This window comes from Streptomyces sp. NPDC050743 (assembly GCF_044456925.1).
In the GTDB taxonomy this organism is placed as follows: Bacteria; Actinomycetota; Actinomycetes; order Streptomycetales; family Streptomycetaceae; genus Streptomyces.
In genome coordinates, this window is sequence record NZ_JBITGJ010000039.1 from 37,041 (window position 1) to 62,360 (window position 25,320).

Below are 25,320 nucleotides of genomic sequence, written 5' to 3' on the forward strand. Positions count from 1 at the left end.
CGGCCGAGGGCCGGTCATCGCCTGACGGCGGCCGAGCCACCTGCCATGAGCGCCTCGACCTCGGTGAGTGAGGCCATGGAGACGTCGCCGGGCGTGGTCATGGCCAGTGCGCCGTGGACGGTGCCGTAGGCCAGAGCGCGTTGCAGGCCGACGGCATCGAGGTTCGCCGCGGGCCTGGCGCGAGCCGTCGAGCCGCCCTCCTCGCCGTCGCCTGTCAGCAGTCCGTAGATCAGTCCGGCCGCGAACGCGTCGCCGGAACCGATGCGGTCCAGGACGTGCAGGCCGGGCATGTCGGGGCCACGCACGCAGCCGGTCCGGGCCGACCAGGCGGCCGAGGACCAGTCGTTCACCCCGGCCGAGGGCACCGTGCGCACGGTCGTCGCCAGCACCTCAGCCTGGGGCAGGCGTCCCGCGACCTCTGCGAGTGCGTCCTGCACCTCGTCCTCCTCGACCCGCAGCGCCCCTGGGTACGGTCCGGCCAGGCCCAGGGCACCCACGACGACATCGGCGTGCCGGGCTAGCCGCAGGTCGACCTCGCGGGCGGCGTCGGCGCCGCCCCGGCCGGCCCACAGACTCGGGCGGTAGTTGGGGTCGTAGGAGACCGTCACGCCGTGCCGCCGCGCGGCCGCCATGGCCTCGTCCGCGACGTCCCCAGTGGTGTCCGACAGACCGGCGAAGATGCCGCCGGTGTGGAACCAGCGGGGTCCCGAGGAGAAGACCGCGTCCCAGTCGACATCCCCTTTGCGTAGCTGCGAGACGGCTGTGCCCGCGCGGTCGCTGACGCCCAGTGCGCCCCGGATGCCGAAGCCCCGCTCCACGAAGTTCAGCCCGTTGCGGGCGGTGCGGCCGATACCGTCGTCGGACACCCAGCGGATCAGGGAGGTCTCGACTCCGCCCTGGAGGATCAGGTCCTCGACAAGCCTCCCCACCGCGTTGTCGACCAGGGCGGTCACGACGGCCGTGCGCAGGCCGAAGCAGCGGCGCAGTCCCCGCACGACGTTGTATTCGCCGCCGCCTTCCCAGACCTGGAAGGTGCGGGCGGTGCGGATCCTGCCCTCGCCCGGGTCGAAGCGGAGCATCACCTCGCCGAGGGCCACCACGTCGGTCACGTCGCGCTCCTGTGTACGGCCTCGGCGGTCAGTCGGCGGATCTCCTCGTACTCGCCCCGTTCCAGATGGGCGGCGGTGGCCATCCAGCTGCCGCCGACGGCGAGGACCGCCGGGTCGGCGAGGTAGGCGGTCATGCGGTAGGCGTCGATGCCGCCCGTCGGCACGAACCGGGCCTGCGGGAAGGGCGCCGCCAGGGCTCGCAGCATCGGGATGCCGCCGAGCGGCTCGGCGGGGAAGAGCTTGACGGTGTCGAGGCCGGCCCGCAGCGCGCGCATCAGCTCGGTGGCGGAGGCGATGCCGGGTACCACGGGTACCCCCAGCTCGCCGCACTTCGCGACGACTGCCTCGTCGAAGCCGGGAGAGACGACGAAACGGGCCCCGGCCGCCACGGCCAGGTCCACCTGCTCGGGCGTGAGGACCGTACCGGCGCCGACCGTCAGCCCGCCGTGGGCGGCCATCGTCCTGAGTACCCGCTCGGCGTCGGGGGTGCGGAAGGTGACCTCGGCGCACCGGGCGCCGCCCGCCGCGAGCGCGTCGGCCAGCGGGCCGGCGGTCGCGGCGGAGGGCACGGTCAGCACCGGCATGACGCGGGCGCCGGCCAGTACGGAGGCCAGGTCGGTGTCACTCATCGGCCGAGCCATCCGCCGTCGACGGGCAGGACGGTGCCGTGCACGTAGGCGGCGGCGTCCGAGGCGAGGAACACCGTGGCGCCCGCGAGGTCGTCGGCGCTGCCCCAACGCGCGGCCGGGATACGGTCCAGGATGGCCTTGCTGCGGATGGGGTCGTCTTGCAGAGCCTGGGTGTTGTCGGTGGCGATGTAGCCGGGCGCGATGGCGTTGACGTTGACGCCGTGCGGGGCCCACTCGTTGGCCAGGGCCTTGGTCAGTCCGGCGATGCCGTGCTTGGCGGCGGTGTAGCCGGGGACGGTGATGCCGCCCTGGAAGCTGAGCAGCGACGCCGTGAAGATGATCTTCCCGTGGCCGCGCGCCACCATCTGCGCGCCGACCGCCCGGGTCAGGGCGAACTGCGCGTTGAGGTTGACCTGCAGGACCAACTCCCAGTTCGCGTCGGTGTGTTCGGCGGCCGGGGCGCGGCGGATCGTACCCGCGTTGTTGACCAGGACGTCCACCGGCCGCTCGCGCCCGGCGAGGTCCGCGCCCAGGGCCCGTACGGCGGCGGGGTCGGCGAAGTCGCTGCGGATCGCCTCGAAGGTACGGCCCGCGGCGAGAACGTCCTTCTCCACGTCGCTGCCGGACTCCTCCAGCGAGGCGCTGACGCCGATGACGTCCGCGCCGGCCCCGGCGAGGGCGCGGGCCATGGCCCGGCCGATACCGCGCCGGGCACCGGTGACGACCGCGAGCTTCCCGGTGAGGTCGAAGGCGTTCACTGGATGGCTCCCTGGGCGTCGTCGGTGCAGTCCACGAGGATCTTCATCACGTCACCGCCGCCCTCCAGGGCCTCGAATGCGGCGGGCGCCTCGGTGAGCGGCACCACCTTGCTGATCAGCCGCTCAGCCGGGATCGTGCCGTCGGCGACCAGGGCAACCGCCGTCTCGAAGTCGGACCGGTCGTACAACCGGGCGCCGACGAGGGTGAGTTCACGCCAGAAGAAGCGGTGGAGGTTCACCTCGCGGGGTCGGGGGTGGATGGCGACCAGGCACAACCGGCCGCGCACGCCGAGAACCTCGACGGCGGTGTCCACCCCGCCTTGTGCGCCGGAGACTTCGAAGGCGACGTCCGCACCGGCGTCACCGGTCCACTGCCGGACCAGTTCGGGCATGTCGTCGGCGCCCGGATCCCAGGTGACCAGCCCCAATTCCTCGGCGAGCCGCCGTCGGTGAGGGCTCAGCTCGACCACCCGGACGTCGGCTCCGGCTGCCCGGGCGACCAGGGCGATGAGGATGCCGACGGGGCCGCCGCCGACCACGACGGCCTTCTCGCCGTCGCGGACCTGGGCCCGGCCGACGTCGTGCACCGCGACCGCGGTGGGCTCCACGAGGGCGGCGTGGTCCAGGGGGAGGGAGCCGGGCAGCCGGATGAGTGTCGAAGCGGGCACGGTCCAGCGCTGCTGCATCGCGCCGGGGGAGTCGATGCCGATGAAGTCGAGGTGCTGGCAGATGTGTTGGTGTCCGGCGCGGCAGGCGGGGCAGGTGTCGTCCCAGCGCAGCGGCATCACGGTGACCGCGTCCCCGGGCGACCAGCCCTCCACTCCTGCACCGACCCGTACGATCCGGCCGGACATCTCGTGCCCGAGGACGGCGGGCACGGCGACCCGGGCGTCCATGTCGCCGTGGAAGATGTGCAGGTCGGTGCCGCAGATACCGACGTAGGCGGGGGCGATCTCGACCTGGCCGGGGCCGGGGGGCGGGCTCTCGGCGGGCGCGGTGTCCAGGGTGCGGGCGGCGAGGTAGCGGACTGCGAGTGTCATCGTGTTGTCAGGGTCCCTTCAGCGCGGACGCCGATGGTCAGCAGCAGGTTGGCGTAGGTCCGGGTGTCGGCGGTGACGATGGCGAGGGCCAGGTCGGGTGAGCGGGCGGCGTCGTAGAACTCGAAGCGGCCGAGCGTCTCGACGGGGAGGGGCGCCAGCATCGAGCGGTACTCGGCGATGGCCGGCGGCTCCGGCTCGCCCTCGGGCGGCACCATCACGTGCGCCGACTCGACGGGCAGAGCCCGCAGCAGGACGTCGAGCACGGTGGTGACATCCAGCAGCCCCGGCGCCAGGTTGAGATGGACGGTCCTGGCGCGCTCGCCGGTGGCGGTGCTCGCGGGGTAGTGGCCGTCGGCGAGCAGCACGCGGGCGCCGTGGCCGGCTCCGGCGAGGGATTCGAGGATGCCGGGATGCAGCAGTTCGGTCAGGAGCACCGGGATGTTCCCTCCTTCGGATCGGTGCGCTGGAGTCTGTAGAAGTCGGTCGCGGTCTTGGCGAGGACCGCATCGGTCTCGCTGTGGGAGCAGCCGGCCAGGAGTTCGTCGACGGTGGCGGCCCACCGGTTCCAGCCGCCGGCGAGGACGCAGACCGGCCAGTCCGAGCCGAACATCAGCCGGTCGGGGCCGAAGGCCGCCAGCAGGACCTCCCACACCGGCCGGATGTCGTCGACGGTCCACTTCTCGTGGTCGGCCTCGGTGACCAGGCCCGACACCTTGCACCGCACCTGGGGATGTGCGGCCAGCCGCCGCACGCCCCGCTCCCAGTCGTCCAGGTCCTGCCGGGCGATGGGTGGTTTTCCGGCGTGGTCGAGGACCAGGGGAAGGCCGGGGAGGCGTTCCGCCAGGCGGATCGCCTGGGGGAACTGGTGGCTGCGTATGAGCAGGTCGTACCCGAGTCCCCGTTCGCCCACCGCCCGCAGTCCCCGCTCCACCGAAGGCTGTTGCAGCCAGGCGGCGTCGGACTCCCCCTGGACGAGGTGACGTACGGCTCGCAGGTAGGTACCGCCGGGTCCGGCGCGCAGTGCGTCGAGTACGTCGCCGATCGCCGGGGACGTGAGATCCGCCCAGCCGACGACCGCGCCGATGAGCGGGTCACTGTCGGCGAGGGCGAGGAACTCGCGCGTCTCGTCGACCGACGTCACGCACTGGACGAGCACCGTGCACTCCAGCCGCCGACCTGCCACGGTCGCGGTCGCGGCCGTGCGCAGGTCGGCGGTGCCGAAGCTGCGGCGGATGGGCTCGTGACCGGGCTCGTCCAGCCAGGGCTGGGGGCGGTGGCCGAGATTCCAGACGTGGTGGTGGCAATCCACGAGTTCGGGGGTGTCAGACACGGGCGGACCAGACCGGGCCGTCGGGATACGCGTAGTCCTTGAGGGAGTCCGGGTGCATCTGGGCGCTCAGGCCGGGCAGAGCCGGCGCGAGGTAGTGACCGTCCACGATGCGCACCGGGTCGACGAAGTGCTCGTGCAGGTGGTCGACGTACTCGATGACCCGGTCCTCGACGGTGCCGGAGACGGCGACGTAGTCGAACATCGACAGGTGCTGGACCATCTCGCACAGGCCGACACCGCCGGCGTGCGGGCAGACCGGCACGCCGAACTTGGCGGCGAGCAGGAGGATCGCGATGTTCTCGTTGACGCCGCCGACCCGCGCGGAGTCGATCTGCACGATGTCCACCGCGCCGGCCTGCAGAAGCTGCTTGAAGACGACCCGGTTGGCGATGTGCTCGCCGGTGGCGACCTTGATGGGGGCGACGGCCTTACGGACGGCCGCGTGGCCGAGGATGTCGTCGGGGGAGGTGGGCTCCTCGATCCAGTACGGGTCGTAGGGGGAAAGGGTGTGCATCCAGTCGATCGCGGGGGCGACATCCCATCTCTGGTTGGCGTCGACGGCGATGCGGATGTCCGGGCCGACCGCCTCGCGGGCGACGCGCATGCGCCGTACGTCGTCCTCCAGGGACGCGCCGACCTTCAGTTTGATCTGGGTGAAGCCGTCGGTGACGGCCTCGCGGGCCAGGCGGGCCAGCTTCTCGTCGGAGTAGCCGAGCCAGCCGGGCGTGGTGGTGTAGGCCGGGTAGCCACGCTCCAGCAGACGCGCGATCCTCTCCTCGCGGCCCGGTTCGGCATGGCGCAGGATGTCCAGCGCCTCCTCGGGCGTGAGCGCGTCGCTGAGCCACCGGAAGTCGACCTGCGCGACCAGCTCCTCGGGCGACATCTCGGCCAGGAAGCGCCAGACGGGCCGGCCGGCGCGCTTGGCGGCGAGGTCCCAGGCGGCGTTGACGACGGCTCCGGTGGCCATGTGGATGGCGCCCTTCTCGGGACCCAGCCAGCGCAATTGGGGATCGTGCACGAGCGAGCGGGAGAAGGCCCCGAGGTCGCCGCAGACTTCTTCCACCGAAAGGCCCACCACGTGCGGGGCGAGGGCCGCGATGGCGGCGGCCTGTACGTCGTTGCCGCGTCCGGTGGTGAAGGCGAGCGCGTGGCCTTCCAGTCCGTCGCCGGCGTCGGTGCGCAGGACCACGTACGCGGCGGAGTAGTCGGGCTCGGGGTTCATGGCGTCCGAGCCGTCGAGGTGTTCGGAGGTAGGGAACCGCACGTCCAGGACGTCCAGGGCGGTGATGCGGGCGGATGAGGGCACGGTGGCGGACATGGCGGCAACTCCTGTGAGGGGCAAGGGGATTCGGTCCCCTTGCGACGAGACGTGAACGCGGCGGAGGTCGGGCGGCCCGGTGGGGCCGCCCGGGTCACTCCTGGACCTTGCCGCCGGTGATGCGGGAGATGGCGAGGGCGACCAGGATGATCAGGCCGTTGAGAGCGCCGATCCACTGGGCGGGGACGCCCGCCAGCGTGAGCACGTTCTGGATCATGAAGAGCAGCAGGATGCCGCAGAACGCGCCGAACATGGTGCCCTTGCCGCCGTTCAGGCTGATCCCGCCGATGACGGCGGCGGCGAAGACGGTGAAGATGTAGCCGTTGCCCTGCGCGGAGGCGACCGAGGCCAGGCGTCCGGACAGCATCAGGCCGGCCAGGGCGGCGAGCACGCTGCCGGTGACGATGACGATCCACAGCACCCGGTCGGTACGGATGCCGGCCGCCTTCGCCGCGTCGACGTTGCCGCCGATGGCGTACAGGGAGCGGCCGAAGCTGGTCCAGCCGAGCACCACGATCGCGATCGCGAACAGGGCCAGGCAGATCCAGATGGAGGCGGGCATCCCGAACCATTCGGCGGTGCCGGTGTAGAGCATCGAGTGCGGCAGCTGGAAGAAGGTCTGGCCGCCGGAGATGCCGGTGAGGATGCCGCGCAGGACGATGAGCATGCCGAGGGTGACGATGAAGCCGTTGAGGCCGAAGCGGATGATCAGGAGGGCGTTGATCACGCCGACGAGTGCGCCCACGGCGAGGGTGACGGGGATGGCCCAGGCGCCGGGGAGCAGGCCGAGTCCGTGTCCGGCGCCGGCCGGGACGACCAGCCAGGCCGCGACTCCGGGCGCGAGGCCCATGGTGGACTCCAGGGACAGGTCCATCTTCTTGACGATCAGGATCATCGTCTGGGCGAGGACCAGCAGGGCCATCTCGGACATGGTCTGCAGGACGTTGATGAGATTGTCGGCCTGCAGGAACACCGGGTTGACGATCTGGCCGACGATCGCGATGACGACGATCGCGGGGACGAGGGCGAGGTCGCGCAGGCGGGCCAGGGGTATCCGGCCGCCGAGCAGCGCGGTGCGCCTGGGCTTGGGGTCCATGGCCTTGGCGGCTGCGTCCGCGAGGACGGTTTCAGGCATTGAGGTCCACTCCTTCCATCGCGGCCACGAGTTCGTGGTCGTGCCAGCCGCGGGCGATCTCTGAGGTCACCCGGCCCTGGAACATCACCAGGACCCGGTCGCACATGCGCAGGTCGTCGAGTTCGTCGGAGGCGATGAGCACTCCGGTGCCGGTTTTCGCGGTCTCCTCGACCTTGCCGAGGAGGAACTCCTTGGAGCGCACGTCCACGCCCGCGGTCGGGTTGATCAGGACGAGCAGCCGGGGGTCGTCGGCCAGGGCGCGGGCCATGACGACCTTCTGCTGGTTGCCGCCCGAGAGCGCGGAGACGGGCAGCTCGGGTCCCGGGGTCTTGATCGCCAGCTTCTCGATCATGTTGTCGGCGAGCCGGTCCCGTCGGTCACGGCTGAGAAAGCCGTTCTTGCCGAGCCGGTGAGAAACGGACAGCGTGGCGTTGTCCGCGATCGACATGTCGGGCACGAATCCCTGATGGTGCCGGTCCTGCGGGACGAACCCGGCGCCGGCGGCGAGCGCTGCGGGCACGCTGCCCGGCCGGGGCCGCCGCCCGGCGATCTCCACCTCGCCCGCCTGGGCCGCTCGGAGCCCTATGACGGTCTCGGCGACCTCGGTGCGACCGCTGCCGGCGGCACCCGCGAGTCCGACGATCTCCCCGGCGCCCACCTGGAAGGTGACATCACCGTAAGCACCGTCGCTGCCGAGCGCCTGCACGGACAGCGCGGGCGTGGCGGTGCGGTCGAGGGTGCTCGACCGCACCTGCAGCCGGTCGACCGCCGCCTCGCCGGTCATCGCGGCGACCAGCTCGGTGCGGGGGAGCTCCGCGACCGGCGCGGTCACGATGTGCCGGGCGTCGCGGAACACCGTCACCATGTCGCAGATCTCGTAGACCTCCTGGAGGTGGTGGCTGATGAACAGAAAGGTCACGCCCTGGCGCTGCAGGTGCCGGATCCGGTCGAAGAGCCGGTTGATGGCCGCCCCGTCGAGCTGGGCGGTCGGCTCGTCGAGGATGATGAACCGGGCGCCGAAGGACAGCGCCCGGGCGATCTCCACGAACTGCCGCTGCTCCACGCTCAGATCGCCGGCCGAGGTCTGCGGGTCGACGTCCACGGACCACGTCGACAGAAGCTCCTGCGCCCGGCGGCGCACACCCTGCCAGCTGATGAGCCGGCCGCGGCCGTGGTCGTGCCGGTTCAGGAAGAGGTTCTCGGCGACGGTCAGGGTGGGGATGATCGTCGACTTCTGGTAGACGCAGGCCACGCGCTCTCGCCAGGCGTCGCGGTCCGCGAGTCGTGGTGAGGGGCTGCCGCCGAAGGTGACCGTTCCCTCGTCGGGGGCCTGGAGTCCGGTGAGGACGGACACGAGGGTGGACTTGCCGGCCCCGTTGCGGCCGACGAGCGCGTGGGTCTCGCCGGGCCTGATGGTGATCCGCGCGCCGTTGAGGGCGACCGTCGGACCGAATCGTTTGACTATGCCCGTCGCCTCGACGACGGGCGGGCCCGCCTGGGACCGTCCGTCGTCCGCCGGGGCGGGCGCGGGGCTGACTGCTCGCTCCCCGTCGCTCATCACAACCGCCTTGTACTCGTTAGCCGTTGGGTTCCTGGCAGGGCACATCAGCCGAGGTTGTTGCCCCACAGGGAGGTGTCGTTGCTCTTGACGCTGGACACGCCGCCGTAGGTGCCGCCGTCGCCGGTGACCAGGGGAGCGGAGAGCTGGTCCTCGAGCAGACCGTCACGGACCTGGATGATGGTGCTGTTGTGGTCGGTCTTGCCGGGCTTGAACGTCTTGCCGTCGATCGCCGCCTTCACGTAGTACAGGGCGTACTTGGCGTAGAGGTCGGCCGGCTGCGAGACCGTGGCGTCGATCTTCCCGGCGGCTATGTCCTTCAGCTCCTCGGGGATACCGTCGTTGGACACGACGAAGACGTGCTTCTTGTCCTTCGGGTCGACCAACAGGCCCTTCTGCTTGAGCACCTGGAGCGTGCCGGACAGTGCGAAGCTGGACTCCATGTAGACGCCCTTGATGTCCGGGTTGGCGGTCAGGTCGGTCTGGAGCTTCTGCGCGGCGACCGCGCCGTCCCAGTTGGTGGCCTCGCCGAACACCTTGATGCCGGGGTAGTTCTTCTTCATGCAGTCGTTGAACGCCTCGGTGCGATCGCGGCCGTTGATGGAGTCCAGCCCGCCCTCCAGCATCACGACCTTGCCCTTGCCGTTCAGCTTCGTGCCCAGGAACTGGCAGGCCTTCTCGCCATAGGCGCGGTTGTCGGCCCGCACCACCATGAACACCTTGCCGGTGTCGGGGCGAGTGTCCACGGTGACGACCGGGATCTTCTTCGCCTCCAGCTGCCCCAGCGTCGGTGCGATGGCGGCGGTGTCCTGCGGAGCCATCGCTATGCCCTTGACACCCTGGCTGATGAACGTCTGCACGTTGGCGGTGAGCTTGGCGACGTCGTTCTGCGAGTTGGTGGTCTTGAGGGACAGGCCGAGCTTCTTGGCGAACTCGGGCGTGTATTTGATGTACGAGTTCCAGAAGTCGGTGTCGGAACGCGGGTAGTCGACACCGACCAGCGGCGCGTCGCTCGACGTGGACGCGGTGCCCGAGCCGCTGCTGCACGCGCTGAGCAGCGCCAGGGCGGACAGGGCTGAGGCGGTGGAGCAGAGAGCAGTTCTGAGTCTCACGGATACTTCCTCGCGCTGGTCCCGGAGCGGGAGATGGTTTCCGCGGCGACAGCTGTGTGCCGCCACATCGAAGAGATGGGATGTATGTATAGGCGGCGACCGAGGGGGCTGTCCAGGTGTCGGGAGAAAATGCTGGAAACGTGGTGGGTGTGGATCTCGCGGCGGTGAGCGGGGGCTGAATCAATCCCATCAATGATGCGTACTCGTGATGCGCTGACGGCTTGTCCGTGGACTTCCGTTGTGTTGGCGCGTCTCTCGAGCGGCCCGCAAACATTCCATGTCTGGCGCCTGACAATAGGGCGATAGCACCTATATACGACAAAAGTGCGAGTCAAGGGGGTGCTTTCATCCCTGCACGCCCGTTGACATCGGTGCGTCACATGGTCGAACTTCGTGCGTAACCTCCGGCGCCCCGGAACCGTGGGCGTCGTGTGTCCCCTCGTCCCCGACTTCCCGGATGTCCTTATGCCGAGTTCTCTCAACAGACGCCAGTTCCTGTCGGCCGCCACATGTGTAGCGGCGGCAGCCATCGCCGGCGGCGGCCTCGGAGGAGGCGTCGCACAGGCGGCACCGAGCACCTACACGCCCGACTGGACCTCGGTCGACCAGCACCCGCCGACCCCGGAGTGGTTCCAGGACGCGAAGTTCGGGATCTACTTCCACTGGGGCGTCTTCAGCGCTCCCGCCTACGACAACGAGTGGTACCCGCGCAACATGTACATAGCCGGCAGCGCGGCCAACCAGCACCACATCGCGACCTACGGCGACCCGTCCGTGTGGCCGTACCACAACTTCATCAACGGGGCGAAGGACCTGACCGGGAACACCGTGCAGTTCGCACCGAAGCTGAAGTCGGCGGGCGGCAACTTCGACCCCGACGAGTGGGCGCAGCTGTTCGTCGACGCGGGAGCGAGGTTCGCCGGACCGGTCGCCGAACACCACGACGGCTTCTCCATGTGGAACAGCCAAGTCAACGAGTGGAACTCGGTCGCCAAGGGCCCGAAGCTCAACCTGCTGCAGCTGTTCACCACGGCGATCCGCGCCAAGGGGCTCAAGCTGCTGGTCGCCATGCACCACGCGTACCACTACAACGGCTTCTACGACCACGTCCCCGCGCAGTCGGACCCGAGCCTGCAGAAGCTGTACGGGCAGCTGAGCAGGACGCAGGAGAACCAGCTCTGGTACGACAAGCTCAAGGAGGTCATCGACCTCGCCCAGCCGGACATCCTCTGGCAGGACTTCAAACTGGACGCGGTCGACGAGGCGCAGCGCCTGAACTTCCTGTCCTACTACTACAACCAGGCCAACGCCTGGGGCCGCGAGGTCGTCGCCACCTACAAGGACGGGTTCGACAACAAGGGCGAAATCTTCGACTACGAGCGCGGCGGCCCCGCCGACCTGACCGCGCCGTACTGGCTCACCGACGACAGCATCTCCAACTCCAGCTGGTGCTACACGCAGGGCATCGGCTACTACAGCATCAAGCAGATGCTGCACGCGTTCATCGACCGGGTCAGCAAGAACGGCAACATGCTGCTGAACATCGCGCCGATGGCCGACGGCACCATCCCCCAGGCACAGAAGGACATCCTGCTCGGCATCGGCGACCACCTGAAGCGCTTCGGCGAGTCGATCTACTCGACCCGCGCCTGGACGGTGTACGGCGAAGGCCCGACGAAGATGGGCGGCGGCGCCTTCACCAATCCGACGGCCGGCACCGCGCAGGACATACGCTTCACCCAGAACAAGGCCAGCAACGTCCTGTACGCCACCGTCCTGGGCTGGCCGGGCAGCTCACCGACGATCAAGACTCTCAGCTCGGACCGGATCAACCTCTCCTCGCTGACCTCGGTGAAGCTGCTCGGCTCCACCGCCGGCACCTACATCGACCTGCCCACACCGGTCCAGAACTCCTCCGGCCTCACGGTCACCCTGCCCGCCTCTGCGCCGTACAGTGCCAACGCCTACGTCCTGAAGCTTTCTTTCTCCGGCACCATCCCGGGCATGCTGCCGCTCGCCGGCGCCGTCGCCTTCGCGGACGTCAACTACACCGGCAGCTCAGCCGCGTTCACCCTCGGCGACTACACCGCGGCCGACCTGACCGCGGCCGGACTGGGCGCGCGCACCATCTCCTCCCTCCGTCCGAACCCCGGCTACCAGGTGATCGGTTACTCCGGAGACAACTTCACCGGCACCTCATGGACCTTCACCGCCGACAACCCCGACCTCAGGGTCACCGGCAACAACGACCAGATCACCTCGCTGAAGGTCCAGTTCAACCCGTCGACGTACTTCCGGCTCACCAATGTCACCGACGGCCTCGCCCTGGACAGCGGCGGCAACGTCGCCTCCGGGTCCAACCTCAAGCAGTGGACCTGGGACAGCAGCCCCAACCTCCAGTGGCAGGCGGTCGAGGTGGGCGGCGGCTTCTACAAGCTGGTCAACCGCACCAACGGCATGGTCGCCGACGGCTGGGGCGCCACCGCCGACGGTTCAGCGGCCAGGCAGGCGCCGTGGAACGGCGGCCCGAACCAGCAGTGGAAGATCACCCCCCGGGGCGGCAACAGCTACTCGATCGCCAACCGCACCACCGGCCTGGTTCTCGACGGCGGCGGCAACGTCGCATCGGGCTCGATCACCAAGCAGTGGACCTACGGAAGCAGCACCAACCTGCTGTGGACCTTCACGGCGCTGTGACCCTCGCACCCGCATGACAAGCGGCTGCGGCGGGCGCGCTCCTGGGACCGGGGACTTCCGGTCGCCGGACGTCTCGTACCGGCCGAGCTCGGTCAGCTGCAGCACTTTGGTGGCCCTGGCGACCACGCGGGTATGCCCGGCGGCGGTCACCGGAGTGTTGCTGCCGGAGGCGACGACGCGGGCGACGCCTTCGTAGCCGTATGTGCCATACCCCAACCCGGGTGGTGCCTGCGGAGCATCGCGCTCCGACCGCCTCACCCCCGGCACATCCAAGCCACCCGAAACCCCGGAGTACACCCATGTCGTCAGGAAGCCTGTCCCGTCGTACCCTGCTGGGCGCCGCGGGCGCCGCTGTGGCCGCGAGCGCGCTGCCCGTGGTTCCCGGCTTCTCCGGCCTGCTCCCTCAGGCGGCCGCCGCGGACCTGCAGACCAATCTCAGCAATCTGGTGAACATGAGATTCGGCATGTTCAACCACTTCAACATGGGCACGTTCACCAACCAGGAGTGGGCCGCCCCGAACCAGAACCCGGCTCTGTTCGCGCCCACGGCGGTCGACTGCGCCCAGTGGGCGGCGGCCGCGGCGGCGGCGAAGATGAGCTACGGCGTTCTGACCACCAAGCACCACGACGGCTTCTGCCTGTGGCCCAGCGCCTACAACACCTACAACGTCGCCAACAGTTCCTACCCGCACGACATCGTCGCGCAGTACGTGACCGCCTTCCGGGCCCAGCGCCTCAAGGTCGGCCTGTACTTCTCCATCTGGGACCGCACCTACAACGTGCAGGCCTACGACACCCGCCACAACGTCGCCTCCGACCAGGCCGTTCAGCCCGGCGACATCACCTACATCCTCAACCAGATCACCGAACTGCTCACCAACTACGGCACCATCGACATGTTCGTCACCGACGGCTACGCCTGGCAGATGGGCCAGCAGGCCGTTCCCTACCAGCGCATCAGGGAACATTTGAAGGCTCCCCTCCCTGAAGGGAGGGGATGCGTCGCCCTCCAGGGCTGAGCGGGGATTTACGGCTCAGGCCGCCACCGGAGCCGGCGGCCCCGGCGGTCTTACGCCCTCGGCACCGTCCGGGTTCCAACCTGCCCGGACCAGCATCACGCGGGCGGAGTTCTTGTCCCTGGGGGACACCGCTCCACACACGGTGCAGGCATACGTTCTCATCGACAGAGGCAGTGCGTGCTTGGTTCTCGCTTCGCACTTGGCACAGTCCATCGTGGTGTGCGCCGGGTGCACGAGACGGACGTCCCGTGCGTGCTTGCGGCCCATCTCGACCAGGGCACGCTTCGTCGCGGCGATGGCGGCATCGGCCGCCTTGCGGGCCATGGTGGTCTTCGCCAGGAACCTCGGCCTGAAGTCCTCCACCGCGACCCCGTCGTGGCCGCGCATCACCCGCTTGGCCCACTTGCGGGCGGTGTCCTCCCGCTGCCTCGCCACCTTCTTGTGCAGCTTCGCCGCCTGCGCCTGCGCCTTGCGGTAGCCCGCGGATGCGGGCTGCCCCTTCGGACGCCGGCGCCGGGCCATCATCCGCTGATACCTCGCCAGCCGCTGCGCGGCCCGCCTGCCGTGCCCGGCATGCGGCAGGTCGTAGGCGTCGTCGGTGGTGGTGGCGGTCTCCTTCACACCCCAGTCCACGCCCAGGACGCGGCCGCTCTCACAGAGCGGCTCCACCTGAGCCGGGACGACGAAGGACGCATACCAGTGGCCGAGGCTGTCCTGGTACACCCGCACACTCGACGGGTCGGCGGGCAGCTCCCGCGACCACACCACCGTCAGCACGATCTGGCCGGCGAGGTGCAGGCGGCCGTCCCTGAGGCGGAAACCGCGCTTGGTGTAGTTGAGGCTGGGCCGCGCCTCCCGCTTCTTCTTCCACCTGGGCATCCCGGCCCGGCGGTGCGCCGGAAGCCGGTCCCTGATGTCCTTCAGCGCTTTAGCACGGGACTTGGCGAAGTCGCGTATCACCTGCTGCTGCGGCACCGATGCGCCCTCAGCCAGCCAGGGCGACACCCTACGTGCCTCGGTCAGCATCTTGTCGAGCTGAGCCGGACCACACGTCAGCTTCTCGCCACCCGCTTTGCCCTGCACGTGCACCTGCTGGGACTTCGCGACGCACTCATTCCAGACCCACCTACAGCGCGCCCACTCCGCTTCAAGTGCGCGCCGCGCGGCAGCCGACAAGCGCACACGGAAGGTGTACCGGGCATGCCCGGTGTCCTTCGTGGTCGCTTCTGTCGTCATGCATCCGAACCTACCCGAGGGCACTGACAGTTGAGAGTTCTCGATCATCGTGGGCGGCATCACCGCCGTGCGGGGCGGGGCGCCGGATCGCCCCGATGGCGATCCGGCTGTCCCTGCCCTGCTCCGCAGGAGTCCGATTCCTCCCCGGCCTGAAGGCCGGGGCATCCTCGGAGGAACCCGGTGAAGTCGATGCAGTGCAGCCGCTCGCGGTCGAGGTAGCGGCTGGTGGCCACGGACCGGATGACCGCGTCGTCCTCCCACGAGTCCCACAGGGCGCGGGCCACCTCCACACCGTTCGGGACTCCCGGGCCCGCGCGGCGGCGTCGGCGATCAGCGGCCGCCCCCAGGCCCGGGCAGCCTCGGGGCGCTCCTCCTCCGTCACCAGCCACCCGGCACGACCGGCGGAGATGTGGTCCAGGGACGCCAACTGGCTGTAGACATGGAAGGGTTCGGCATACGTGACCGGGACGACGGGCGCGATCCCGACGGTGCTCGTGGACGCCGCGACGAAGGCCGCCCGCTCCACCGCGCCGATACGGCCCACCGGATCCAGTGAGGCGCCGGGCGGCAGCACGCCTTCATCCAGGGTGATCAGGGTGAACCCGGCATTCTCGGCGATGGCGGCGACCTGGGCCACGCGGCGCGGTGTGAGCAGCTGATCGGGGGAGTGGGCGGCGCGGCGCCAGGCCGCGGGGTGGGCGCCGTCGCCGTCGATCTCGACGGCGAGGTGCAGGGTGGGCCCGGTCAATGGGGTTCCTTCCGGGAAACACGAGGACGCGCGGCCACAGGGCCACGACGAGACAGCCGGCGGAACGGCCGGCAGGATCAGGCGTGTACGGAAGGACAGACGGCGGAGGAGGTACGGCAGTAGTCGACATGCCGCCGGGTGATGAGCCGTGCACCGGTGCACGCACCGCGCGGTGCCGCGCCCAGTACGTACATCAAAGCCTCCGGCTGTCAGGAATCTCCTTTTCAACGTACGTCGTCCGCCCCTGCGAATGTCAAGGTCGCACATGGCGGAGGGGCGTCTCACCGCTGGGACGCCTGCGTGCCTTCTTGCGCCTCGACTGCGCGGATCTTGCCCACCGTCGCCGTCGCCGTCGCCGTCGACGGCGACGGTGGGCAAGCCGTACCGAGCGGCGGCCGTCGACCGGCGCAGAGGTGCTGCGTGTCCGCAATGCAAGACCTGCCCGGAAAAGCATTGACCAACGTGGTGGCCGTCTGCTGGACTCCCGTCCCATGAACCCGCGCGTGGACCTGACCCGGCGGCGCCACATCGATCTGGCGCACGTCTCCAGCGCGTTTTGTTGTCACTGACCCGAGTGGTCGCCGGCATCGGCCGGTGTGCGTAGCCGGCGCGCGCCGGGCCGGGGCGGTGTGGAACCGCCCGCACTGCGATGCTTCCCCACCGGATCGTCGTATCCGCCTCCTGTGAGCTCTCCGCCTCGTATCAGCCGGAAGCCTGTTCGCGCACGCCGACCGGGTCGCTGAGAACGCGGCTGTAGCAGTCCTGCGACCACGCTTTTTCTCCCCGGCCCGGCCGATTCGGCGTTCCGCGTGCCGGGTCGATCAGCCCTGCGCGCTACCAGCGCCTTCATCCAACTGCCCGGCACGCCTTGGTGTGCCCATCCGTCCGGGAGGGACCCCCTCATGCCTCCGTCCATCCGTAAGCTCACCGGCCGTATCGGCGCAGTCGTCGAGGGCGTCGACCTCGCGGCGCCGCCGGACTTCTCGACGATCACCACGCTCCGGGACGCCCTCAACGAGCACAAGGCGATCGTGTTCGACGACGTGCGGCTCGACAACGCCGACCAGGAGCGTGTGGCCGGGTGGTTCGGCGAGCTGACGACCGCTCATCCGAACGTGCCCGCGGCAGACGGCACGACGAACGTGCTCGCCGTCGACAGTGAGACGTCCAAGGCCAACGAATGGCACACGGACGTCACCTTTGTTGTCAACCCGCCGCAGCTCACCACGCTCCGGTCGATCGTGACCACGCCGTACGGAGGCGAGACGCTCATCGCCAACGCCGCCGCGGCCTATCGCGACCTGCCCGAACCGCTGCGCTCCCTTGCCGACACGCTGCGCGTCGTGCACACGAACCAGTACGACTACGCGCGCCCCGCGGCCGCGACCGCCGAACGGCAGGAGTACGACCGCGTCTTCGTCTCGACGCCCTACGAGGCCGAGCACCCGGTCGTGCGGGTGCATCCGCTGACGGGCGAACGCGGTTTGTTCATCGGCGGGTTCGCCAAGCGGATCGTCGGCCTGTCGGGCAGCGACTCGGTGGACCTGCTGCGCATCCTGCAGTCGTACGTGACCCGCCCGGAGAACATCCTGCGCTGGACCTGGTCCCCGAACCAGCTGCTGATCTTCGACAACCGGATCACCCAGCACTACGGGGTGGACAACTACGACGACCACCCGCGCCGCCTCAACCGGGTGACGGTCGCGGGTGAGGTGCCGACCGGTGTTGACGGCCGCCGCAGCGAGCAGCTCGTCGGCGATTCGTCGCACTACAGCAGTGTGTTGGCGGTGGCGGCATGACCGGGCTCAGCCTCAAGGCGGCGGCCGTCACCGAGCGCCCGGACGCCGAGACGGCGAGCGCGCGGGAACGCGAGGTGTTCCTGCCGCGCGACGCCCGCCGAAGCACATCACTCAGCAGACTCCGCGAGCGCCTGCGCTGGCCGCTGGGCATCTACACGACTCCGGTCGCGATCCTCATCGCCTGGGAGGCGCTCGCCCGGGCCGGAGCGGTGTCGAAGACCTACGCCCCGGCGCCGACCTCGATCGTGAAGTCAGCCGCCGACCTGTGGCAACAGGGCGTCCTCGGGCCCGACTTGGCCATTTCTCTGCAGCGGGCCGGCATCGGTCTGGCGATCGGTCTGACGGTGGGGATCGTCACCGGCGTGCTCGGCGGCGTGCTGCGCAGCGGCGAGTACCTGTTCAACGGCCTCGTGCAGGTGCTCAACACGATCCCCCTCCTCGCCGTACTGCCGCTGATGATCGTGTGGTTCGGCATCGACGAACTCACGAAGGTGCTGTTGATCTCCTTCGGCGCCGGCGTCCCGATGTATCTCAACCTGTTCGCCGCGATCCGGGGCGTCGACCAGCGGCTGATCGAGATGGCGCGCACGACGGGTGCGGGCACCTGGCGCCTGGTGACGCGGGTGCTTGTGCCCGGAGCCCTGCCGGGGTTCCTGGTCGGTCTGCGGTTCTCCCTCGCTTACAGCGTCCTGGGCTTGGTCGCGGCCGAAACGGTCAACGCCGACAAGGGACTCGGCTTCCTCATCACTCAGGGGCAGACCTATCTGCAGACCAACCAGGTCTTCGTGGGGCTGGTGATCTACTCGCTCCTCGGTCTGCTCGCCGACCAGTTCGTCCGGGTTCTCGAGCGGGTGCTGCTGCGGTGGCGACCCAGTTATGAGGCGTCATGAGCAGCACGATCGCGACGGAGCCCTCGCGGCAGACCGGCGTCGTCGTCGAGCAGGTGGTCCGTCAGTTCGGTGACCGGGTGGTGCTCGACCACCTCGACCTCACCATCGCCGACGAGGAGTTGGTGATCCTGCTCGGCCCCTCGGGCTGCGGCAAGAGCACCCTCCTGCGTCTACTCGCCGGACTCGACCGGCCCGACGGAGGACGCGTGGAGGTCCCGTCGAAGCGAGCGATCGTCTTCCAGGCCGACCGGCTGCTGCCATGGCAGCGGGTCCTGCGCAACGTCACCCTCGGCCTGCACGGACCCGACGCCGAACAGCGGGCCCGCGACGTGCTCGCCGAGGTCGGGCTCTCGGGCCGTGAGAAGGCATGGCCCAAGGAGCTCTCCGGTGGCGAGGCCCAGCGGGTCTCGCTCGCGCGGGCCCTGGTCTCGGAGCCCGAACTCGTGCTGCTCGACGAGCCGTTCGCGGCCCTCGACGCCATCACCCGGTTGCGCATGCACGACCTCGTACGGGCGCTGCGTACCAAGCACCACGCCGCGATGCTGCTTGTCACCCACGACGTCGACGAGGCGATCGCCCTGGCGGACCGCATCGTCGTCATGAGCAACGGCCGCATCGGCACTTCGCACGAGGTGCACCTCTCCGCCGCGGACCGCGAGGCGAGCGTCGCACGCGAGGAACTCCGCGCCCGGCTCCTGGAAGACCTCGGCCTCGCCGGCCAGCACTGACCTCCCCGAAACACCCTCACCCAACACAGAAAGCACACAACATCCCATGCGTAAGAGAACCATCAGAATCATCGGCGCCGTCGGCTCGCTCGCTCTGGCGAGCACCCTCGTCGCCTGCGGATCGTCGTCTTCGGACACCGCCGCGCCGCTGAGCAACGCCGCCGCAGCGAGCGACGCCAAGCACCCCGAGTGGAGCAAGTACACCTTCACCATCGGCGACAACGGCGGTGACGGCAGCCAGGAGCTGGCGAAGATCACCGGCGTGTTCGACAACGCGCCCTACAAGGTGAAGTTCGCCCGCTTCACCTATGGCCCCCCGCTCGTGCAGGCCGCGGCCTCGGGTGACATCGACCTCGGCAGCGTCGGCGATGTACCACCGATCACCGGGGCCGCGAAGGAGTACGGCTTCAAGGTCGTCGCCGTCAACCGCTCCCTCACGCCCGACCAGGCGGTGGAGAACATCATCGTGCCGAAGGGCTCGAAGCTGAAGACGGCCGCCGACCTCAAGGGCAAGAAGATCGCCGTTCCGCAGGGCAGTTCGGCCCACGGCCTGGCCCTGAACGCGCTGAAGAGCGTCGGCCTCACCCCCAAGGACGTGAAGCTGACCTTCCTCGACCCCGCGGCCGGTGCTACGGCGTTCAACACCGGCAAGGTGGACGCCTGGTCGATCTGGAACCCCCAGTCCGCGATCGCGGTCAAGAACGGCGCGCGGATCCTGGTGAAGGGGCTCCCGCCGATCGACCAGACGAGCAGCTACTACGTCGCCAGTGACACGTCGCTGAACGACAAGACCAAGCGTGCTGCTCTCACGGACGTCCTGAAGAGGCTCTCGCGAGAGTTCGCCTGGGCCGTCAAGAACCCCGACCAGTACGCGCAGGCGCTCTCGAAGGAGCAGGGCATCCCGCCGGCCGACGCCAAGGCGTCCCTGGCCGCCTACTCGAACCGGGTGACCCCGGTGGAGCAGTCGGACATCGAGCTGGAGCAGAAGCTCGCCGACGCCTTCCTGGAGGCGGGGCAGATCAACAAGAAGGTCGACGTCAAGTCGATCACCGACAACCTCCTGCCGGCCGGTTACGACAGCTCCAAGCTGAAGGTCACCTCATGAGCGCGAGACGGCGTCGGCTGCATCTCAACGCCTTCCTCATGGAGGCGGGTCACCACGAGGCAGCGTGGCGGCTCCCGCACAGCAATCCCCGGGCGGACTTCGACCTGCGGCACTGGATCGAGCTGGCGCAGCTGGCCGAGAGCGCCAAGTTCGACTCCCTGTTCCTGGCGGACGGCCCGGCGCTCATCGGCACCGGCGAATTCCGCCCGCCGGGCCAGCTCGAACCGCTGACCCTGCTGACTGCGCTGTCCCAGGCGACCAGCAGGATCGGCCTGATCGCGACCGCGTCGTCGACCTACAACGAGCCCTACAACCTCGCCCGTCGGCTCGCGTCCGTCGACCACGTCAGCGGCGGCCGCGCCGGCTGGAACATCGTCACCTCCGCCGGAGCCGACGAGGCCGCCAACTTCGGCCTCGACGACCGTCCCGGCCACGCCGAACGCTACGCCCGCGCCGACGAGTTCCTGAAGGTCGCCAAGGCGCTGTGGGACAGCTGGGAGGCCGATGCCGTCCTGGCGGACAGGGCCACCGGACGCTACGCCGACCCCGCGCGTCTGCACCGCCTCGACCACCGGGGCCGGTACTTCAAGGTGGCCGGCCCCCTCAATGTCGAGCGTCCCCCGCAGGGCTACCCGCTGCTCGTCCAGGCCGGCTCCTCGGAGGACGGCAAAGACTTCGCGGCCCGCCACGCAGAGGCGATCTTCACCGCGCACACGACGTACGAGCGCGCGGCCGCCTTCTACGCCGACATCAAGGCGCGGACCAGGGCCGTGGGCCGCGATCCGGACGGTGTGATCGTTCTGCCGGGCATCGTCCCGTACATCGGGTCGACCGAGGAGGAGGCCCGGGCGCTTGCGCGGCAGTTCGACGAGCTGCGCGTTCCGGAGTACGGGCTGCGTCAGCTGGCCGCCGTGTTCGAGACCGAGCCGTCGGTCTTCGAACTCGACGAGCCGCTGCCGGACTTCATCCTCGCCAGGCGGAAGCTGGAAGGCTCGCAGAGCCGCTCCGACCTGATCATCGATCTTGCGGTGCGCGAGCAGCTGACGGTCCGGCAGATCATCTCCCGGCTGGGCGGCGGGCGCGGTCACTTCGAGTTCATCGGGACGCCCGAGCAGGTCGCGGACACGATCATCGCCTGGTTCGAGGGCGGTGCCGCGGATGGGTTCAACATCATGGCGCCCGCCCTGCCGTCGGGTCTGGCGGCCTTCGTCGAGCATGTGTTGCCGATCCTGCGCGGCAAGGGGCTGTTCCGCGAGGAGTACGAGGGTACGACCCTGCGTGAGCACTACGGGCTGCCGGTCCCGGTGAACCAGTTCCATGGCTGACCCGCTCGCGACTCCCGCCGCTTCCAGGAGCGGCGGGAGTCCGCCCGTGCTGCGGGTCGAGGGCCTTCGCAAGACCTACGAAGGCGGCTTCACCGCGGTGGCCGGGGTCGACCTGGAGATACCGGACGGCGCCTTCTTCGGTCTGCTGGGCCCGAACGGCGCCGGGAAGACCACGCTGATCGGCTCGGTGTGCAACATCGTCCGACCCACCGCCGGCGCCCTCTCCGTCTTCGGCCACGACCACCGCAGCCGTCAGGCCCGTCGGCTCCTCGGCCTGGCCGCGCAGGAGATCAACGTCGACCGGTTCCTGTCCATCCGGCAGATCCTGATCTACCACGCCGGATACCACGGCATCGGCCGGAAGGCGGCCGCCCGGCGCGCGGATGAACTGCTCGCCCTGTTCCGCCTCGACGACAAGGCCGACGTACGCGCCTACGAACTCTCCGGCGGCATGCAACGGCGCCTCGTCCTCGCGCGGGCCTCATGCACCGGCCCCGCCTGCTCATCCTCGACGAGCCGACGGCCGGCGTCGACGTCGAGCTGCGCTCGGAGATCTGGCGGGTCGGTAAAGGCCTCAACGCGGCTGGCGGCACTGTGCTGTTGACAACTCACTACCTGGAGGAGGCGGAGACCTTGTGCGGCGAGATCGCGCTGCTGCGCGCGGGCCGGATCGTCGACCGCGGCGCCGCCGCGCGAGCGGGCTGATGGAGTCCCAGCACCGTGCCTCTCTCGAGCTGTTCCAGTCCAAGGCCGCCCCCGTGCTGCGCCGCGAGATCCCGGACCCGCCGTTCGTGTGGGGACCCGTGCTTCCGGCGCCACCGCTCACCCAGGAGTCCGTCCATGTCTGATATTGCCCTCGGCGTGCTCGACCTGGTCCCGATCCCCTCCGGCTCGACGGCAGCCGATGCCCTGCGCAACTCCATCGACCTCGCACAGCAGGCCGAGCGCTTCGGATATGCCCGCTACTGGTTCGCCGAGCACCACCTCAATCCGGGCGTGGCCGGCACGTCCCCCGCAGTGGTCCTGGCCCTGACCTGCATCCGCCACCTCCACCATCCGGCTCGGTTCCGGGGCCGTGCAGCTCGGGCACCGCACGGCGCTGTCCACGGTGGAGGAGTTCGGCCTGCTCGACGCGCTGCACCCGGGCCGCTTCGATCTGGGCCTGGGCCGCTCGGGCGGCCGCCCGCCGGGACAGCCGGCCGCACCGTTGCCGACGGCGACCCCGGTCGTCGACGGCCGCGCCCCGAACGGCCTGTTGATCCCGCCCCGCTTCTCCTTCGAGCATCTGCTCGGATCACCCCGCATCGCGCTGCAGCGCAGGCTGCTTCTCCTGCCGGGCGCCGAGTCACAGGACTACGCCGAGCAGATCGACGACATCCTCGCCCTGCTCGCCGGCACCTACCGCTCCCCGGAGGGCGTCGAGGCGCACGTCGTGCCGGGGGAGGGCGCCGACGTGGAGGTGTGGATCCTGGGCAGCAGCGGTGGTCAGAGCGCCGCTGTCGCGGGCCGCAACGGTGTGCGGTTGGCGGCGAACTACCACGTCAGCCCGGCCACGGTCCTGGAGGCGGTGGAGCGTTACCGCTCCTTCTTCCGGCCTTCCGAGTTCCTCGACAAGCCGTACGTCAGCGTCTCGGCGGACGTCGTCGTCGCCGAGGACGACGCCACCGCCCGCGCACTCGCCACCGGCTACGGCCCGTGGGTCCGCAGCATCCGCACCGCCGAGGGCGCCATCGAGTACCCGACGCCGGAGGAAGCGCGCGCCCACCCATGGACCGACGAGGACCGGGCCCTCGTGCAGGACCGCCTCGACACCCAGTTCGTCGGCTCACCGGGCCGGGTGGCCGACCAGTTGGAACGGCTCCAGGAGGCCACGGGCGCCGACGAGTTGCTCATCACGACCATCACCCACGACCATACGGACCGGGTCCGTTCATACGAACTGCTCGCGGAGGAATGGCGCCGACGGGGTCACTCCTTCCAGTCGAGCTGACGTTCGGGAGTACCCCACCGACCGGCTGCACGCGACCGCTTCGGCGCGGCCCGCCTCGTCACCGCGCCGACAGCGCAAGACCTTTTTGCGTGAAGGCGACCACGTGAAGACAACCATGCTGAGACGACCTCGTGTGCGTCCTTCGCCGCGGCTCTCCGCTCGCGGCCCGACGCCGCCTCCTGGACTTCGGGTCCCGGCATCGGGGTGCTTGAACCGCCGGACGTACGCGACGACTTGGCCGAGCCGGGTGCTTGCACAGCCGCCCGGTACCGGTCAGCCCGATGCCAGGCCCCGGAGGAGCAGAGCCAGTGACTGTTGCGGGCTCTGTCCCGCGGTGTCGACGACGACGCACTCGCGGTCCCACGGCTCGTACTCCCGGTCGACGACCTGCTGCCAGTCCGGCAGCGGCAGATCTGGAATGTCGGCCCACCGCGAGGTCACGCGGCGCCGGTGCTCCGCCGGATCCGAGCACACCACTTCCACCTCGACGACACGCACGCCCGCCCTGACGGCCGTGTCCCGCCAGGCGTCACGCGTCACACTCAGCGGATTGACCGATTCCGCGATCACGGTCAGCCCCTGCCGCAGATGTTCCTCGGCCAGGGCATATCCGACGGCGTAGCCCACGGGACCAACCGGGCGCCGGGCCACCCCGGAACGGACGATCGCCTGCTCGATGGTGTCGACCCGCAGATGGACCGCACCGATCCGGGCCGCCAGGAGACGGGCGAGCGTGGTCTTGCCGGTGCCGGGCAGGCCGCCCATGACGATGAGCACAGGATCATCCCTCCGTCAGCCGTCGCGAAGAAGCGCCGTACGCCTGGGCGTTGCGCACGAAGAGCTCGTACAGGTCGCGGACCGCCCGCGGAACGGAGCCGGAATGGCGGCGCTGCAGTACCAGCAGCACGTCGGTGGCATCCCCCGCGAGCGGCCGCACAGTGATCGCGCCCCGTCGCTCCAGCGGGTCGCCGACGACGCTGAAGTCCGGCAGCACCGTGGCCCCCAGCCCCTCGGCCACCATCAGCTTGCCCATCTCCGCGCCGTCGGTGGAGTACGAGAAGGACGGAGTCCGGCCGCGGAGCAGCCGGTGCACGAAACGGTGCATCACATAGCCGGACCGCATCACGACCAGCGGCTCGGCCAGAAGACTGTCCGCGTCCACCGCCTCCAGGGCCGCCAGCGGACTGTCCGGACGCACGCACACCACCGGCCGGCCGCAGAGCAACTCCGTCGTCTCGAAGCCGGGCGGAATGTCGTCGCCCCGGAGGTAGTTCACCAGTCCCAGGTCGAAGGCGCCCTCCAACAGGCCGCGGTGGATGTCGGCCTGCTGCGCGCCGACCAACTCCACCTGGGTGACCGGGTGCGAGGACCGGAACTCGCGCACGGTCGGGATGACCAGCGGGACGGTAGCCGTGTTCACTGTGCCGAGTCGGACCATGCGGCTGATGCGGTGCTGGTCTCCGGCCGCGCCGCGCAGCCGGTCGACCGCGTCCAGCACGCTCATGATGTGCGGTAGCAGCTCGCGTCCCTCGTCGCTGATCTTCGCCCCGGACCGCTTGCGCTCCAGCAGGTCCACGCCGAGCTCGCGCTCCAGATTGCGTACGGTCTCGCTGAGCGCCGGCTGGGACAGATGCAGTTCCTCGGCGGCGCGCCGCAGCGAACCGAGCCGTGTGACGGCAGCGATGTATTCGAGCTGTTCGATACGCACGAACAGGAGACTGCGCCCTCCCGGGACCGGGTTCAAGGGAATCCCTGTCACAACCTCGTGAATACCGACTCTCACCATGTGGAATC

General features: G+C 69.7%; 20 protein-coding genes and 4 pseudogenes. 10 read left to right on the forward strand and 14 right to left on the reverse strand.

Annotated elements, in window-relative coordinates:
- Positions 1-14: 14 nt before the first annotated feature.
- The 10 genes from ACIBJF_RS30365 to ACIBJF_RS30410 form a co-directional block, all read right to left on the reverse strand.
- On the reverse strand, positions 15-1,109 hold the full coding sequence (locus ACIBJF_RS30365) for a PfkB family carbohydrate kinase (RefSeq protein WP_399178448.1): 1,095 nt from the start codon (positions 1,107-1,109) through the stop codon (positions 15-17).
- Positions 1,106-1,738 (reverse strand): bifunctional 4-hydroxy-2-oxoglutarate aldolase/2-dehydro-3-deoxy-phosphogluconate aldolase, encoded by a 633-nt coding sequence (locus ACIBJF_RS30370; protein WP_399178450.1) that lies wholly within the window; start codon positions 1,736-1,738, stop codon positions 1,106-1,108. Before ACIBJF_RS30370 ends, ACIBJF_RS30365 begins: the two co-directional genes overlap by 4 nt.
- The gene (locus tag ACIBJF_RS30375; RefSeq protein ID WP_399178452.1) at positions 1,735-2,496 is read right to left on the reverse strand and encodes an SDR family oxidoreductase; all 762 of its coding nucleotides are present in this window, start codon (positions 2,494-2,496) and stop codon (positions 1,735-1,737) included. Before ACIBJF_RS30375 ends, ACIBJF_RS30370 begins: the two co-directional genes overlap by 4 nt.
- Entirely contained in the window at positions 2,493-3,536 is a 1,044-nt protein-coding gene (locus tag ACIBJF_RS30380) for a zinc-binding dehydrogenase (protein WP_399178454.1), read from the reverse strand. The genes ACIBJF_RS30375 and ACIBJF_RS30380 overlap by 4 nt, the downstream gene beginning before the upstream one ends.
- Positions 3,533-3,970: an RbsD/FucU domain-containing protein gene (locus ACIBJF_RS30385; protein ID WP_388863860.1), complete on the reverse strand. Its 438-nt coding sequence runs from the start codon at positions 3,968-3,970 to the stop codon at positions 3,533-3,535. Before ACIBJF_RS30385 ends, ACIBJF_RS30380 begins: the two co-directional genes overlap by 4 nt.
- The gene (locus tag ACIBJF_RS30390; protein ID WP_399178457.1) at positions 3,961-4,866 is read right to left on the reverse strand and encodes an amidohydrolase family protein; all 906 of its coding nucleotides are present in this window, start codon (positions 4,864-4,866) and stop codon (positions 3,961-3,963) included. Before ACIBJF_RS30390 ends, ACIBJF_RS30385 begins: the two co-directional genes overlap by 10 nt.
- Positions 4,859-6,184: an L-fuconate dehydratase gene (locus ACIBJF_RS30395; RefSeq protein ID WP_399178459.1), complete on the reverse strand. Its 1,326-nt coding sequence runs from the start codon at positions 6,182-6,184 to the stop codon at positions 4,859-4,861. Before ACIBJF_RS30395 ends, ACIBJF_RS30390 begins: the two co-directional genes overlap by 8 nt.
- A 94-nt stretch (positions 6,185-6,278) precedes the next feature.
- A complete protein-coding gene (locus ACIBJF_RS30400) occupies positions 6,279-7,319 on the reverse strand; it encodes an ABC transporter permease (RefSeq protein ID WP_399178461.1) in 1,041 nt (346 codons plus the stop codon).
- Entirely contained in the window at positions 7,312-8,877 is a 1,566-nt protein-coding gene (locus ACIBJF_RS30405; RefSeq protein ID WP_399178463.1) for a sugar ABC transporter ATP-binding protein, read from the reverse strand. The genes ACIBJF_RS30400 and ACIBJF_RS30405 overlap by 8 nt, the downstream gene beginning before the upstream one ends.
- A 47-nt stretch (positions 8,878-8,924) precedes the next feature.
- A complete protein-coding gene (locus ACIBJF_RS30410; RefSeq protein WP_399178465.1) occupies positions 8,925-9,989 on the reverse strand; it encodes a sugar ABC transporter substrate-binding protein in 1,065 nt (354 codons plus the stop codon).
- Between the two features lie 465 nt (positions 9,990-10,454).
- Between ACIBJF_RS30410 and ACIBJF_RS30415 the strand changes: the two genes are divergently transcribed.
- On the forward strand, positions 10,455-12,686 hold the full coding sequence (locus tag ACIBJF_RS30415; protein WP_399178467.1) for an alpha-L-fucosidase: 2,232 nt from the start codon (positions 10,455-10,457) through the stop codon (positions 12,684-12,686).
- A 299-nt stretch (positions 12,687-12,985) separates the two neighbouring features.
- Positions 12,986-13,675 (forward strand): annotated as a pseudogene (locus ACIBJF_RS30420) (alpha-L-fucosidase); the annotation flags it as partial.
- 45 nt (positions 13,676-13,720) lie between these two features.
- Here ACIBJF_RS30420 and ACIBJF_RS30425 read toward each other — a convergent pair.
- Together ACIBJF_RS30425 and ACIBJF_RS30430 are read right to left on the reverse strand one after the other, a co-directional pair.
- On the reverse strand, positions 13,721-14,941 hold the full coding sequence (locus ACIBJF_RS30425) for an RNA-guided endonuclease InsQ/TnpB family protein (RefSeq protein ID WP_399178469.1): 1,221 nt from the start codon (positions 14,939-14,941) through the stop codon (positions 13,721-13,723).
- A gap of 176 nt (positions 14,942-15,117) precedes the next feature.
- Positions 15,118-15,689: pseudogene (locus ACIBJF_RS30430) on the reverse strand (LLM class flavin-dependent oxidoreductase); the annotation flags it as partial.
- 902 nt (positions 15,690-16,591) lie between these two features.
- Here ACIBJF_RS30430 and ACIBJF_RS30435 point away from each other — a divergent pair.
- From ACIBJF_RS30435 to ACIBJF_RS30470, 8 genes and pseudogenes are all read left to right on the forward strand, one after another.
- Complete coding sequence (locus ACIBJF_RS30435) at positions 16,592-17,488, forward strand: TauD/TfdA family dioxygenase (protein ID WP_366488661.1); 897 nt, start codon at positions 16,592-16,594, stop codon at positions 17,486-17,488.
- Positions 17,485-18,378 (forward strand): ABC transporter permease, encoded by an 894-nt coding sequence (locus ACIBJF_RS30440; RefSeq protein ID WP_399178471.1) that lies wholly within the window; start codon positions 17,485-17,487, stop codon positions 18,376-18,378. The genes ACIBJF_RS30435 and ACIBJF_RS30440 overlap by 4 nt, the downstream gene beginning before the upstream one ends.
- Complete coding sequence (locus ACIBJF_RS30445) at positions 18,375-19,106, forward strand: ABC transporter ATP-binding protein (protein WP_399178472.1); 732 nt, start codon at positions 18,375-18,377, stop codon at positions 19,104-19,106. The genes ACIBJF_RS30440 and ACIBJF_RS30445 overlap by 4 nt, the downstream gene beginning before the upstream one ends.
- Positions 19,107-19,152: 46 nt before the next feature.
- Positions 19,153-20,211 (forward strand): ABC transporter substrate-binding protein, encoded by a 1,059-nt coding sequence (locus tag ACIBJF_RS30450; RefSeq protein ID WP_399178474.1) that lies wholly within the window; start codon positions 19,153-19,155, stop codon positions 20,209-20,211.
- The gene (locus ACIBJF_RS30455; protein WP_399178476.1) at positions 20,208-21,536 is read left to right on the forward strand and encodes an LLM class flavin-dependent oxidoreductase; all 1,329 of its coding nucleotides are present in this window, start codon (positions 20,208-20,210) and stop codon (positions 21,534-21,536) included. Before ACIBJF_RS30450 ends, ACIBJF_RS30455 begins: the two co-directional genes overlap by 4 nt.
- A gap of 46 nt (positions 21,537-21,582) precedes the next feature.
- Positions 21,583-22,140, forward strand: coding sequence for an ABC transporter ATP-binding protein (locus ACIBJF_RS30460; RefSeq protein WP_399178477.1), 558 nt, complete (start codon positions 21,583-21,585; stop codon positions 22,138-22,140).
- Between the two features lie 88 nt (positions 22,141-22,228).
- Positions 22,229-22,384, forward strand: a pseudogene (locus tag ACIBJF_RS30465) (LLM class flavin-dependent oxidoreductase); the annotation flags it as partial.
- Positions 22,377-23,526, forward strand: a pseudogene (locus ACIBJF_RS30470) (LLM class flavin-dependent oxidoreductase). The pseudogenes ACIBJF_RS30465 and ACIBJF_RS30470, both read left to right, overlap by 8 nt.
- 273 nt (positions 23,527-23,799) lie before the next feature.
- On the opposite strand, the gene ACIBJF_RS30475 reads toward ACIBJF_RS30470, so the two are convergent.
- Positions 23,800-24,303: an AAA family ATPase gene (locus ACIBJF_RS30475; protein WP_399178479.1), complete on the reverse strand. Its 504-nt coding sequence runs from the start codon at positions 24,301-24,303 to the stop codon at positions 23,800-23,802.
- 4 nt (positions 24,304-24,307) lie between these two features.
- A complete protein-coding gene (locus tag ACIBJF_RS30480; protein WP_399178480.1) occupies positions 24,308-25,234 on the reverse strand; it encodes a LysR family transcriptional regulator in 927 nt (308 codons plus the stop codon).
- Positions 25,235-25,320 lie beyond the last annotated feature (86 nt).

What these genes read in the sequence shown, in the direction of transcription:
- ACIBJF_RS30445 (WP_399178472.1), top strand. Translation starts at nt 18,375, where the DNA reads ATGAGCAGCACGATCGCGACGGAGCCCTCGCGGCAGACCGGCGTCGTC.
- ACIBJF_RS30400 (WP_399178461.1), bottom strand. Translation starts at nt 7,319, where the DNA reads ATGCCTGAAACCGTCCTCGCGGACGCAGCCGCCAAGGCCATGGACCCC.
- ACIBJF_RS30435 (WP_366488661.1), top strand. Translation starts at nt 16,592, where the DNA reads ATGCCTCCGTCCATCCGTAAGCTCACCGGCCGTATCGGCGCAGTCGTC.
- ACIBJF_RS30405 (WP_399178463.1), bottom strand. Translation starts at nt 8,877, where the DNA reads ATGAGCGACGGGGAGCGAGCAGTCAGCCCCGCGCCCGCCCCGGCGGAC.
- ACIBJF_RS30380 (WP_399178454.1), bottom strand. Translation starts at nt 3,536, where the DNA reads ATGACACTCGCAGTCCGCTACCTCGCCGCCCGCACCCTGGACACCGCG.
- ACIBJF_RS30455 (WP_399178476.1), top strand. Translation starts at nt 20,208, where the DNA reads ATGAGCGCGAGACGGCGTCGGCTGCATCTCAACGCCTTCCTCATGGAG.
- ACIBJF_RS30395 (WP_399178459.1), bottom strand. Translation starts at nt 6,184, where the DNA reads ATGTCCGCCACCGTGCCCTCATCCGCCCGCATCACCGCCCTGGACGTC.
- ACIBJF_RS30425 (WP_399178469.1), bottom strand. Translation starts at nt 14,941, where the DNA reads ATGACGACAGAAGCGACCACGAAGGACACCGGGCATGCCCGGTACACC.
- ACIBJF_RS30415 (WP_399178467.1), top strand. Translation starts at nt 10,455, where the DNA reads ATGCCGAGTTCTCTCAACAGACGCCAGTTCCTGTCGGCCGCCACATGT.
- ACIBJF_RS30440 (WP_399178471.1), top strand. Translation starts at nt 17,485, where the DNA reads ATGACCGGGCTCAGCCTCAAGGCGGCGGCCGTCACCGAGCGCCCGGAC.
- ACIBJF_RS30450 (WP_399178474.1), top strand. Translation starts at nt 19,153, where the DNA reads ATGCGTAAGAGAACCATCAGAATCATCGGCGCCGTCGGCTCGCTCGCT.
- ACIBJF_RS30370 (WP_399178450.1), bottom strand. Translation starts at nt 1,738, where the DNA reads ATGAGTGACACCGACCTGGCCTCCGTACTGGCCGGCGCCCGCGTCATG.